The 13,290-nt window shown below is 75.3% G+C and carries 5 protein-coding genes; 2 read left to right on the top strand and 3 right to left on the bottom strand.

What is annotated here, in order from left to right:
* Window positions 1–22: 22 nt before the first annotated feature.
* Together ACWDD7_RS29025 and ACWDD7_RS29030 are read left to right on the top strand one after the other, a co-directional pair.
* Window positions 23–1,231: a LuxE/PaaK family acyltransferase gene (locus tag ACWDD7_RS29025; protein ID WP_450459565.1), complete on the top strand. Its 1,209-nt coding sequence runs from the start codon at window positions 23–25 to the stop codon at window positions 1,229–1,231.
* On the top strand, window positions 1,228–2,607 hold the full coding sequence (locus ACWDD7_RS29030; RefSeq protein WP_450459566.1) for an acyl-CoA reductase: 1,380 nt from the start codon (window positions 1,228–1,230) through the stop codon (window positions 2,605–2,607). The genes ACWDD7_RS29025 and ACWDD7_RS29030 overlap by 4 nt, the downstream gene beginning before the upstream one ends.
* A gap of 700 nt (window positions 2,608–3,307) precedes the next feature.
* Here the strand turns inward: ACWDD7_RS29030 and ACWDD7_RS29035 are convergent.
* From ACWDD7_RS29035 to ACWDD7_RS29045, 3 genes are read right to left on the bottom strand one after another with little or no spacing between them, the layout of a single operon-like run.
* Window positions 3,308–4,510, bottom strand: a complete 1,203-nt coding sequence (locus ACWDD7_RS29035) for a serine hydrolase domain-containing protein (protein ID WP_450459567.1) — start codon at window positions 4,508–4,510, stop codon at window positions 3,308–3,310.
* A 19-nt stretch (window positions 4,511–4,529) separates the two neighbouring features.
* Window positions 4,530–7,649 carry a non-ribosomal peptide synthetase gene (locus ACWDD7_RS29040; protein WP_450459568.1) on the bottom strand — a complete coding sequence of 1,040 codons (3,120 nt, stop codon included), beginning with the start codon at window positions 7,647–7,649 and terminating at the stop codon, window positions 4,530–4,532.
* On the bottom strand, window positions 7,646–13,240 hold the full coding sequence (locus tag ACWDD7_RS29045) for a type I polyketide synthase (RefSeq protein WP_450459569.1): 5,595 nt from the start codon (window positions 13,238–13,240) through the stop codon (window positions 7,646–7,648). Before ACWDD7_RS29045 ends, ACWDD7_RS29040 begins: the two co-directional genes overlap by 4 nt.
* Window positions 13,241–13,290 lie beyond the last annotated feature (50 nt).

Consider the following 13,290-nt stretch of genomic DNA (forward strand, 5'->3'; position numbering starts at 1 on the left):
GTCGTGATCAAGAAGGAGTGCCATGACCACCGCGTCGACCCCTGATGTCGACCTCGTACGCCGACTCGACTCCCTCGGGAAGTACTTCCGGCCCCTGGAGGTGCCGGACCCGGAAGAGCTTCCGAAGGTGCGGGAGTTGTGCGGCGTCTCCGACCCGTTTCGCGCCGATGAGGCCGCCGACGAGTTGTTCGTCGCGGCCATGCGGGAGATCAATGCGTGGCATGCGCTGCGCAACCCGCTCTACGGGTCCGTGTGGAAGGAGGCGGGGGCACCGGATATGGACAGTATCGGGCGGATCACCGACCTTCCCTATATACATGTGAACTTGTTCAAGCGGCATGCGCTGAGTTCGATCGCGGACGATGCCGTGGCCCTGCGGCTGACGTCGTCGGGGACGGGTGGTGAGAAGACGGAGATCGGTTTCGACGCCTGGTCGATCGGGGCGGCGCAGCGGATGGACGCCTGGACGATGAAGGCGCTGGGGCTGATCGACGTGGAACGTCCCGCCAACTACCTCGTCCTCGGCTACGAGCCGGACCCGCGGCTCACCGTCGGTGCCGCGCACGGCCTCAGCGAGCTGTGCGACTTCGCGCCCGTGGCCTCCGTGGTGCACGCGCTGCGGAACACCGGTGACGGGCACGAGTTCGATCCCATGGGCTGTGTCGACGCCCTGCTCGATTTCGCGGCGCGTGCGGAGCCGGTGAGGATCGTCGGGTTCCCGGCGCTGTTGCACGCCGTGCTCGAACGGATGGCGACGATGGGGGTGCCGCCGCTGCGACTGCCCGAGGGATCGCTCGTGCTGACCGGGGGCGGCTGGAAGAGCCATGCCGATCGGGCCATCGGACGCGTGGAGTTCCGGGAGGCGATCGAGCGGCGGCTGGGCATCGCGGGCGAGCGGGTCCGGGACTGTTACGGCTCGGTCGAGCACTGCCTGCCGTACATCGAGTGCGCGGAGCATCACTTCCATGTGCCGGTGTGGGCGCGCTGTGTGGTGCGGGACGTGCGCACCCTGGAGCCGGTGGGCCACGGCGCCCGCGGCTATCTGCAGTTCGTGTCGCCGTTCGTCACGGCGCTGCCCGCCCACAGCATCCTGATGGCCGACCTGGGCACCCTGCGTCCGCCGGGCGACTGCGGGATCGCCACGCCGTGGTTCGAGGTCCACGGGCGGGCCGGGGTCCGCCGCAACCGTACCTGCGCCGTCGCCGCGGCGGAGCTTCTGGAGGTCCGATGAAGGCCGTCGCGCAGACCACGCCCTACTTCTGGCAGGGTGAATGGGTCGACGAGGAGGAGGCCGGACGCCGGCTCGACGGGCTCGGGGACGTGCTTCCCGCCCTGTCCGGGCCGCTGGACGTCGAGCATGTCCTCGCCGCGTGCGGGAAGTTGGCGGCGGTCCTCGGCGACCCGGACGGTGCCGGGTACCGCCGGCTGTTCGCCGACCTGACCGACCCCGCCACGACGGCGCTCCCCGCCGAGGACGCGGAGTCCGCCCTCGCGGGGCTGGCCGCCGCCCTCGACCCCAAGCCGCTGTCCGCCCAGCTGACCGCCGAACTCGGTGGCACCGCGCCCTACCAGCCCGTCCCGTCGGCCTTCGGGGAGGGCGCGGCCGAACTGTGGCAGCCGATCGGGACGTTGGTCCACATCGCCCCGCGGAACGTGGCCGTCGCCGGTGTGCTCAGCGTCGTCGAGGGGCTGCTCGCCGGGAACGTCAACGTTGTCAAGACCAGCGGTACGGAAGGCATGTTCACCCAGCACGCGCTGGCGGCGCTGGCCGATGCCGATCCGTCGGGGCAGGTGCGCGAGCGGCTGGTGGTGCTGCGGTTCTCCTCCCGGAACACCGAGTGGCTGCGCCGGTTGTGCCGCCCGGCCGACGCGGTGGCGGTCTGGGGCACCGAGGAGGCGGTCGAGGGGGTCGCGCGGTTCCTCCCGTCCGGGTGCCGGCTGGTCGAGTGGGGGCCCAAGATCTCCCTCGCCTATCTCGACCGTACGGGCGACCGGCGGGACGGGCGGGCGCTGCGGGCGCTGGCGCGAGACATCCTGCGGAACGGCCAGCGCACGTGCACCAGCCCGCAGGTCGTGTACGTCGACACGGACGACACGGAGAACGCTGAGGCGCTGTTCACCGAGGCCCGCGCCCTCGCCGACGCGTTGTCGGCCGAGGCGGGCGGTTTCCCCGAGTTTCCACGGGAGTTGGCCGAACAGGCGGAGGTCACGAACGTCGTCGCGGTCGCGCGGCTCGAAGAACACCTGGGCCTCACCCGGACCTTCAGCGGACCCGGAGGCCGCTGGCACGTCCTCGCGGACAAGCGTCCCGGGCTCACCGCCTCTCCCCTGTTCGGGACCGTCTGGGTCAAGCCGCTGCCGCGCGAGGACATCGTGCGGGTCCTCCACCCGATGCGCCGCTATCTGCAGACCGTGGGCCTGCACGCCGCCGACGACCGCGTCGTACCGCTCGCCACCGAGTTCTTCCGGGCGGGCGCGCTGCGGGTCACACGGCTGGGGTCCATGCTGGACGGCTACCCGGGTGAGCCGCACGACGGGCAGCTGGCGCTGCAGCGGTACAGCCGCAGGGTCAGCATCGCCGCGGTGGGGGCCGGGGCGGGAGCGTGACGGCCGCGGGCGTCCGGACGCCGTACGCCGGGCCGCCGGGTCCCGGAGCCCCGCCGACCCTTCCCGCGGGCGAGGTGCTCGGCGTGGACGGCGGTCCTCCACGCGTGCCGCTTCGTTGCCCGGTCCCTGGCCTACGAGGTCGGCGCGGCGCCTGAGGTCGCCGACGGCAGGCCGGACGCGCGGAGTCGGCCGGTCGACGCCGGGACCGGTGTGGCGCCGGCGCCCGCCCGTGGTGCGCCGGACCGGCCCGGCGAGGAGGCCCTTACACACGTGGAAGCGCGGCGCGCGCACGCCGAGGCCGGTCCGGTGCGACCGCCGTCGTGACCCGGGCCGCCGCGGACCCGGTCCGGAGACCGCCCTTCGCCCGGCGGACGCGGGGGCCGGGTCGTCGAGCCGGCCGACCGTCCCGGCCCACCGGCACGCCCTCGCCGCGCACCTCGTGCGGGCCGGACGCGTCGACGAGGCCGTGGCCCGGTTCCGCCGGCCGCCGGAACGCGGGGCGGCACATCCGTGGCGCAACGAGCGGTGACACGGGGATTCAACGATCGATTGACCAGCCGAAAACGATCGTTGACAGTGCGTGTCCGTCCGTAGCACGATCATGCGGTGGGGCGGCGGCTACGGGGGTACCGCCGCCCCTGCCCCGATACCGGCGAAGCCCCGGTGCCCTGGCTCGGTGCGGTTCCGCCGCCTCCGACACTCAGTCGTCCGCGATGCCGAGCGCGGAACGGATCACGCCCGCCAGTCGCGCGTCCAGGCCCGGCACGGTCATGCGGTTCTTGACCAGTGCGAAGGAGAACCGGTGCGCGGGGTCGGCGAAGGCCGTGCTGCCGCCCGACCCGCTGTGCCCGAAGGCGCCCGGCGGGCGCACCGGCTTCGCCCCGCTGTCCCCGATCACGAATCCGCCGCCCATCGTGCAGGTGGTGCCCATCATCCTGTCCACCCCGCTCACCCACCCCCTCGTCGCCTCCTTCAGGGTCGCCGCCGACAGCAGCCGCACGCCCGCCGACTCACCGCCGCAGGCCAGCACCGCGTACAGCCGGGCGGCCCCGCGCGCGGTCATGATCCCGTTGGCCGGCAGGGCCGTGCGCCGGAAGTCGTCGCGGTTGCCCAACTCCGCCACCGGCAGCACTCCCCGGGGAACGCACGTGAAGAACGGCGCCCCGGGCGGCATCCGTTCAAGGCGGGCCGCCCAACCGCCGTCGTCACAGGTGGCCACCCGGGACGCCAGGTGCCCGGGGACGTGGAAGAGCAGTTCGTCACCGATCCCGAGCGGGCCGGCCAGTTCCTCGCGCAGCAGCCGGTCGCAGGTCCGGCCGGTGGCCCGGCGAAAGATCTCGGCCAGCAGCACCCCGTAGGTCCAGGCGTGGTAGCCGAACGCGCTGCCGGGCTCCCACCGCGGCCGCTGCCCGGCGATCCAGTCGGCCATCGCGGGCAGGTCGAGCAGCCGCTCCGGCGTCACGTCCGCCGGCAGGTGGGGCAGCCCGGCCGTGTGACCGAGCACCTGCCCCACGGTGATCCGCGCCTTCCCCGCCGTGGCGAACCGCGGCCAGTACCGTGCCACCGGTGTGTCGTACGCCAGCACTCCCTGGTCCACCAGGACGGCGACCAGGGCGGCCGCCACACCCTTCCCGGTCGACCAGGCCGGCACCAGGGTGTCCGGCCGCATCGGCCGGCCCTCGGCGGCGTCGGCCGTCCCGGCCCAGGCGTCGACCACCGCCTCGCCGTCGTGCCAGGCCGCCACCTGCACGCCGGCCTCCACTCCCGATCCCGTCAGCTCCGCCAGGATCTCCTCGACGCGCCGCTGCGCCGGGGTGTCCGGCGCCGTGCCGGGGTGCACGGCGCCGCTGTCGTCCGCGACGTGCCCAGGGGCCGGGTGGGCGGCTTCGGGGGGCGTTTCCATGGTGGGGGCACCTTCCCGGTCAGTTGTCGGCTGCCGTGATCCGGGCGATCCCGGCCGCGAGTTCGCGCACCGTGGAGTAGTCGAAGAGCAGCTCGACGTCGAAGTCGGTGCCCAGTTCGGCCTGGATGCGCGCGGCCATGCGCATGGCGCGCAGTGAGTCGCCGCCCAGGTCGAAGAAGTCGTCGTCGGGCCCGACTTCGGGCAGCGCGAGCACCTCCCGGAAGAGGCGGGCGACCAGTTCCTCCAGGTCGTGCGGGGTGCTCGGGTCCGCGGGGGCGGCGGGGGCGGGCTCGTGGGCGGGGACCGCGAGCGCGAGGAGGTCGGTCTTGCCCGCCGGGGTCAGGGGCAACTCGTCCAGTGTGACGAGGACTTCGGGGATCATGTAGGACGGCAGGCGCAGCCGCAGCCGTTCGCGCAGCTCCGCCGGGGTGGCCGGGGCCGCGCGGTCGGCGGGCACCGTCCAGGCGACGAGGCGGTCGTCGCGGGCGTCGACGACGGCGGCCGCGATGCCGGGCACGTCGAGCAGCACCTGTTCGATCTCGCCGGGCTCGATGCGGTAGCCGCGGAGCTTGAGCTGGCGGTCGATGCGGCCGAGGACCTCGATCCGGCCGTCCGGCAGCACCCGGGCGTGGTCGCCGGTGCGGAACATCCGGGAGCCGGGGGCGTAGGGGTCGGTGACGAACCGTTCGGCGGTGAGGTCGGGGAGGTTCCAGTAGCCCTCGGCGACGCCGTCGCCGCCGATGCACAGTTCGCCGACGCAGCCGACGGGCACCAGCGCGTCGTCGCGGTCCAGGACGCGCAGGGTGGTGCGGGAGATGGGCCGCCCGACGGTGACCCGGGTGGTACCGGCGTGGATCTCCTCGACGCTGGAGTAGACGGTGGTCTCGGTCGGGCCGTACATGTTCCAGACGGACCGGCCGCGCTTGGCGAGCGGTTCGGCCAGGTCCGGCGGGAACGCCTCCCCGCAGCTGTACAGGCGGGGGCTGCCCTGGCCCTGCCAGCCGGAGTCGAGCAGGGCCCGGTAGCGCGAGGGGGTGGCCTGGAGGGCGGTGATGCCGTGCCGGGCGAGGTAGGCGTCCACGTCGCGGCCGCTGAGTCCGAGGGTGCCGCCGCCGATGTGGACGGTCGCCCCGACGGCGAGCGGGACGAGGAGTTCGGCGAGGGAGGTGTCGAAGGTGAGCGTGGTCAGGGCCAGGAACCGGTCCTCGGGGGTGAGGCCGGGGTGGCGCAGGGCCAGGCTGTCCACGAGGTTGGCGAGCGCGCGGTGGCTCACGGCGACGCCCTTGGGGCGGCCGGTGGAGCCGGAGGTGTGGATGACGTAGGCGAGCCGGTCGGGTGCGCAGCCGGGCAGTGTGGCGGCCGCCGCCGGGTCGGCGGGCGTGAGGGGCTCGTCCGCGAGGTCGAGGACGGTGCCCTCCCAGCCGTCGGGGCGCAGGGCCACCGTGGCGTCGGTGAGCAGCAGGGCGGGGGCCGCGTCGGCGAGGACGTAGGCGATCCGGTCGGCGGGGTGCGCGGGGTCGAGGGGGACGAACGCGGCGCCGGCCCGGGCGATCGCCAGCAGGGCGGTGACCAGGTCGGTGCCGCGGCTGAGGCAGACGGCCACCCGGTCGCCGGTGCCCACTCCGTGTGCGGTCAGGCGAAGGGCCAACGCCGTGGCGCGGTCGTCCAGTTGCCGGTAGGTGTGGGTGGCGTCGTCGCCGACGACTGCGGGGTGCCCGGGGCGGGTGCGGACCGCTTCGGCGATCAGGTCCGCGAGCAGGGCGCGCGGCGGGGTGCGGTCGATGTCCGTGCCGTTCCAGCGGTCGAGGAGCAGGGCGCGCGTCTCCTCGGGCACGGCGAGGAGTTCACGGACGGGCCGGGCCGGGCGGTCGGCGAGGCGTTCCAGTACGGCGGTGAAGTGGCGGAGCACGCCCTGGGCCTCGTCCTCGTCGAACGCGGCCGAGTCCACGATCAGTTGGACGCGCAGATCACCGGCGGCGCGGACCACGAGGGTGGCACGGTAGTTGGTGCGGGTCTCGTAGCGCACGTCGGTGGTGCGCAGCGCCCCGTCGGCGAGGACGGCCTGGGAGGCGTCCGGGTAGTTCTCGAACACCACCACGGTGTCGAAGAGTCGGGCCCCGCGTTCGGTGCCCGCCCAGCGCTGGACTTCGGTGAGCGGGGTGTGCTGGTGCTCCAGGACGGGGTGGCGGGAGGAGGCGTAGCGGGTCAGCCACTCCTCGGCGGGCAGGTCGTGCTCGACACGGGCGCGCACGGGCACGGTGTTGATGAACATGCCGATCATGGCGTCGGCGCCCGGCAGCGGGGGGCGTCCCGCGACGGTGACGCCGAAGACCACGTCGTCGCGGCCGCAGTAGCGGGCGACCGTGCCGGCCCAGGCGGCCTCCACCAGGCTGCCGAGGGTGGTGGAGCGGGCCGCGGCGAGGGTGCGCAGCCGTCCCGCGGCCTCGGCGGGCAGGGTGGCGTGGACGGTGCGGAACTCCCCCGACGGCTTCGCGCCCGGCCGTACCCGCGGCAGGGTGAACACGGCCGGCTCGTCGTAGCCGTCCAGGTAGGAGGTCCAGAACGCGCGGTCCCGCGCCGGGTCCTGGCGCCGCAGCCAGGCGATGTGCTCCCGGAAGGCGGGCGGCGGGGGCGGGATGGCGGCGTCGGGTCGGGCGAGGCGGGCGGTGACGTCCGCCAGCAGCAGGGCCGCCGACCAGCCGTCGAGGATCATGTGGTGGTACGTCCACACCATCAGGTGCTCGTCGGGGCCCAGCCGCAGGGCGAGCAGTCGCATCAGCGGCGCCCGGGTCAGGTCGAACGGCTCGGCGCGGCGGCGGGCGATCTCCGCGTCCACGGCCCGGTCGCGGGCCGCGCCGTCCAGGTCGGTGAGGTCGCGGACGTCGATACGGACCTCGGCGCTCGGCAGGACGACCTGGCGCGGGGCGCTGATGCGTTCGTGGACGAAGGCGGTGCGCAGCACGGGGTGCCGGGCGACCGCCGACCGCCAGGCCGCCGTCAGCGCGTCGAGGTCGAGGGCGCCGAGGAGGCGGAAGGTGGTGGTCTCGACGTAGAGGCCCTGGTCCGGGGAGGTGGTGGTGTGGAAGAGCATCCCTTCCTGGGCGGGCGAGAGGGGGTAGATGTCCTCGATGTCGTTCACTGGGTGTCCTCTCCGGACCGGAACAGGTTCATGACCTGGGCCAGGTCCTCGGTGCTGAGATCCGCGTCCGGGAAGGGATCCGGGTCGGGGGCGGTGGTGGTGGCGGAGGCGGTGGGCGCTTCGGGGGCGGCGGACGGGTCCGGCTCGTTCGCCGCGAGCCGGGCGGCGAGGGCGCCGGGGGTGGGGTGGGCGAAGATGTCGCCGGGTGAGACGGGCAGGCCGGCCCCGCTCATCTCGCCGGCGATCTGCACGATGGTCAGCGAGTCGGCGCCCAGCTCGAACAGGTTGTCGTCCGCGGTCACGGCGGGCAGTCCGAGCATGTGGGCCCAGATCCCCGCGATCCGGGAGGGGATGTCGTCCGGGCCCTGGCTGCCGTCGGAACGGTGCCCTGGTGCGGGGCGCGTGGGAGCGGCGGCGGGCCGGGGCCGGGTCGCGCGAGGGGTGACCAGGACGTGGGCCAGGTGCGGGTTGTCCAGGACGCGTTCCAGGGCGTGCAGGCCCTCGCGGGTGGGGATGCCCTCCGCGGGGTGCTCGGCGGCGGGCCGCGCGCCCGGGGCGTGGCGTGGCGCGGACGCGGCGGGGCGCAGGACGAAGCCCTCGACGGTCACGGTGGGGTGCCCGTCCGGGTCGGTGAGCGTCACGTCGGCCACGAGGGTGTCGTTCTCGGCGGCGGGGTCGCCCGAGCGCAGCACGATCCGGGCGTACGCCTGCGCACCGATGTCCTGATGCACCATCACCTTCCGGTAGGCGACGGGTAGGTGGCGTCCGGTGGTCTGGGCGACGGCGCCGGTGGCCGCGTCCAGGAGCGCCGGGTGCAGGGGGTGGGCCCCGGTGTCGTCGTGGTAGCGCTCGGGCAGGCGCAGGGCCAGCAGCAGGTCCGGCCGGCCCTGCTCCCGGCCGCCGGGTACGGCCCGTTCCACGCACGCCCAGCGGGGGCCCGTCTCCAGGAGTCCCCCGGCCTCGCGCACCGGCGCCACGGTGTCCTGGCCGGGTGCGCCGAGGGGGGTGAGGTCGAGGCGCTCGGGGCGCGGGGCGCCGTCGTACCGGATGCGGCCCTGGGCGTGGGGCCGGGTGGGCGCGGTGGAGGACCGCACCTCCCAGTCGTGGCCGCCGTCCGGGTGCGGGCGCAGCCGTACGACGACGTGTTCCGCCGGCATGTGCAGGGGGCCGGTGAACACGGCGTCGAGGACGACGGGTCCGGGGCCGGTGCCCCCCGTGTCCGGCAGGAGGCGGTGGGCGGCCACGGCCAGGTCGAGGAGGGCCGTGCCGGGCAGCACCGGTTCGCCGGACAGGCGGTGTTCGTCGGCGGGCCAGGAGGTCTGGGGGCCGTACCGGAGCAGGAGTTCGTGCCAGCCGTCGGAGGTGTCGCGGCGGGCCGCGAACAGCGGGTGGTCCAGCGGTTCGCCCGCGTCGGCCGTCCAGCCGAGGGTCGTACCGCGTACGGCCATTCCGGTCTCGGACCAGCGGTCCCAGCCGATCGAGACGGCCGTGTCGGTGGTGTGGGCGTAGCTGTCGAGGAAGGCGTTGGCCGCGGCGTAGTCCGCCTGGCCGGGGCCTCCTGCGACGGCGAGCACCGAGGAGCACAGCACCATGACCGGGCGGTCCGGTGCGGTCAGCCGGTGCAGCAGCACGGTACCGCGGACCTTCGGTTCCAGGACGCGGGCGATGTCCTCGGGGGCGCGCAGCGCCATGACGGAGCCGCCCGGGACGCCCGCGGCGTGGACGACACCGGCGATCCGGCCGTGGCGTGCGCGGACCTCGGCCAGGGCGGCGGCGAGGCCCTGTTCGTCGGAGACGTCGCACTGGACGACGCAGACCGCCGCGCCCTGGTCGGCGAGCCGGGTCAGGGAGTCGGCGAGGGCGGGCGGGCACTCCGGCGCGGGGCCGCCCCCGGCCCGGATCACGTGCCAGGCCGGTCCGTCCGGCACGGGGCGGCGGGTCAGCAGGACGAGGGTGCGGCCCGGTGCGGCCAGCCGGTTGGCGACGGCGGCGCCGATGCCGCCCAGACCTCCGGTGATCAGCCAGGTGCCGGTGGGGAGTTGGGCAGCCGGCGGGTGTCCGTCGCCGTGGGGGGTGAGGACGGGGCGGGTCGGCTCGGGGACGAGTCGGGTGCGTCCGCGCAGGGCGACGACGGGGGCGGCGGGGCCGGGGTCGGTGCCGCCGAGCGCGGACAGTTCGGCGACGACGGCTTCGGCCGTCCGGGTGAGTCCGGGGCCGGAGCGGGGGAAGCGGTCCAGGTCGAGGACGCGGACCGCGCAGCCGGGCAGTTCCTGGGGCAGGACGCGGGCGGGGCCGGTGGCCGCGGCGGCAGCCGGGGTGCGGGGGCGTTGCCCGCCGACGGCCAGGGCCTCCTCGCTGACCAGGAGCAGGCGCGGCGGCCGGCCGGGGAACCGGTCGCCGAGGGCCCGGCCCAGCGCGGCGGGGACGGTCACGGCCCTCAGCGCGGACCGCGCCATGTCGTCGGGGCTCGCCTGGTCGACGCAGGAGTCGTCCAGCGCCCAGCAGGAGACGACGGCTTCGGGCGCCGCACCGGCGGCCGCGAGCGCGGCGGCCAGGGCGGGGAACGACGCGGGGTCGTCCGGGTCGATCCGGTGGCCGTCGTCCTCGGCCACCAGGCCGGACCCCGGGTCGCCGGGGCTCACCCGGTGGACGCGGGCGCCGGCACCGGTGAGGCGTGCCGCGATCTCGTCGGCGAGGCCGGAACGGTCGGCGAGGAGGAGGACCGTTCCGGGTACGGAGGCGGGAGCGGGGGGCAGGGTGGGCGACCAGGTGAGGACGTGGAGCCAGTCGTCGATCCGGGTCGTGGCGGCCGGTTCGCTCGTGTCCGGTGCGGTGCGGAAGGGGCTGGGCGGCGCCGCGGCGGGGAAGACGGTTCCGGGTCCCGCGGCCGAGTCGGGCCGCGTCGGCCCGGGGGCGGCCGTCGGCGTGGCGGCCGGTTCGAACCAGTGGCGGGTCCGGGCGAACGGATACGTCGGCAGGGGAATCCGGCGGCGGCCGGTCCGCTCCCCCAGTGCCGTCCAGTCGAGGCCGGCGCCGTGTTCCCACAGCCGGGCCACGGTGGCCAGGCGGGTCGGGGGTTCGGCGCCGGGGCGGCCGAGGCCCGGGAGGGCGGTCCGGCCGGTCCCGAGGGTGCGGCGGGCGAAGCCGGTGAGGGCGGTGCCGGGTCCGGCCTCCAGCAGGACCACGCCGTCGGGCAGGGCGCGCAGGGCGTCGGCGAAGCGGACCGGTTCCCGCAGCTGCCGGGCCCAGTACCGCGGTGACGTCGCCTCCTCGGCGCTGAGGGGCCGCCCGGAGACAGCGGAGATCAGGGGGATGACGGGCGGGCGCATCGGCGTGGCGGCGACCAGGGCGGCGAAGTCGTCGAGCAGGCCGTCGGCGTGGCGGGTGTGGAAGGCGTGCCGCACGGACAACAAACGGGCCGGCACGCCCGCGTCGGCGAGCATGTCCGCGAGGCGGGCGATCGCGGCGGGGTCTCCGGCCGCCACGCAGCGGTCGGGCGCGTTGACCGCGGCGATCCCGGGCGCGGCCGCCCCGTCCTCCTTCCAGTCCGCGAGGAGGGCGCGCAGTTCCGTCTCGGGCAGCGGTACGGCGAGCATGGCTCCCTCGGGCATCGTGCCCATCAGGGCGCCGCGCCGGGCGACGAGCCGGGCCGCGTCCGGCAGCGTGAACACCCCCGCGGCGCAGGCCGCGACGAGTTCGCCGACGCTGTGCCCGGCCAGCGCGGTCGGCCGCAGGCCGAGCGCGGTCCACCACTCGGTCAGCGCGTATCCGAGCGCGAACAGGGCCGGCTGGGCCGCCTCGGTGCGCTCGATGCCGTCCACGTGCGCCGGATTCAGCAGGAGTTCGCGGAGCGAGTCGTCGGCCCAGGGCCGCAGGGCGTCCAGGCAGCGGTCGAGGGCGGCGCGGAAGACGGGCTCGTGCGCGTACGGTTCGGCGGCCATGCCGGGGCTCCCGGCGCCCTGGCCGGGGTAGAGCAGGGCCACGCCGGGGAAGGTGTCCGCCGCACGCACGGGCGCTTGGGACGGGTCGGCGCCGAGGGCTTCCGGCCGGCCGGGCCCCACCACGACCGCCCGGCGCCACGGATGGGGCTCGCGGCCCGTCTGCACGGTGTGAGCGGCATCGGCCAGGTCCGGGGCGTCGGGGCCGGCCAGCGTCTCGCGGAATCGTTCGGTGAGGCGGTCCAGTGCCTCGGGGGCACGGGCGGACAGGGGCAGTACCTGCCAGGTGCCCGCGCCGCCGGCGCGGGGAGCGGGACGGGCGGCGGGCGGGGCGTCCTGGAGCACCACATGCGCGTTGGTGCCGCCGATGCCGAAGGAGCTGACGCCCGCCACGCGGGTGCCGTCCGCGCCGGGCCACGCTTCGGGGGCGGTGAGGACGCGGAAGCGTCGCGGATCCAGGTCCTGGGACGGCGTCTCGAAGTGCGCGGTGGGCGGCAGCGTGCGGTGGTGGAGGGCGAGCACGGTCTTGATGAGCCCGGCCATGCCCGCGCAGGTGTCCAGGTGGCCGACGTTGGACTTGACCGCGCCGAGGACCCTGCGGTCGTCCGGGGCGTTCTGGAACACCCGGTTGAGTGCGGTGAGTTCGATGCGGTCGCCGAGGGCGGTTCCGGTGCCGTGCGCCTCGATGAGGGAGATGTCGGCGGGTTCGACCCCGGCGACGGCCTGGGCCGCGGTGATGACCCGGACCTGCCCGTCCAGGCCGGGTGCGGTGAAGCCGACCTTGCGGTCGCCGTCGTTGCTCAGCGCGGAGCCGAGCAGTACGGCCCGTACCGTGTCGCCGTCCCGCACCGCGTCCGCGAGCCGCTTGAGGACGACGACGCCGACCCCGCTGCCGAAGACGGTGCCGGTCGCGTCGGCGTCGAAGGGCCGGCAGCGGCCGTCGGCCGACAGGATGCCGCCCTCGGCGTGCAGATAGCCGAGCCCCTGGGCGACGCCCGCGGACACCGCTCCCGCGAGGGCGACGTCGCACTCCCCGCTGAGCAGCGCCTCCCCGGCGAGATGGACCGCCACCAGCGCGGAGGAGCAGGCGGTCTGCACGCTGAGGCTCGGACCGGTCAGACCGAGCCGGTACGACGTCTGCGTGGCCAGATAGTCCTTGTCGCCGCCGGCCAGCCACTGCACGTCGGCACGGTGGCCGAGCTGCGCGGCGTGCGGCAGCAGATGGTGGGTCAGGTACGAGTTGAAGCCGGCCGACGCGTAGACCGCGACGTCGCCCGCCGTGTTCCGGGTGCGCTGCCCGGCGTCCTCCAGCGCGGTCACCGCGCACTGGAGGAACAGCCGCTGCTGGGGGTCCATCAGCGCGGCGTCGGCGGGGGTGATGCCGAAGTACTCGGCGTCGAACTCGTCGATGCCCTCCAGCACTCCCCCGGCGGGCACGAACCGGGGGTCCGCGAGGCGGTCGGCGGGCACGCCGAGGGCGGCCAGCTCGTCGCGGTCGCGGACGGTGATGCTGTCGCGGCCGGCCAGCAGACCGGCCCAGAAGGCCGTGGCGTCGGGCGCGCCGGGGAACCGGCAGGCGAGTCCGGTCACGGCGATCGCGTCCGGCAGGTCCGCCGAGGTGTCGGGACCGTACCCGGTGTCCTGACTGGTCATCGAAGTCTTTCTCCTATCGGGGCGGTACGGGCCGCGTGCCATGGCGGTGC

Source organism: Streptomyces sp. NPDC001056 (assembly GCF_053598955.1).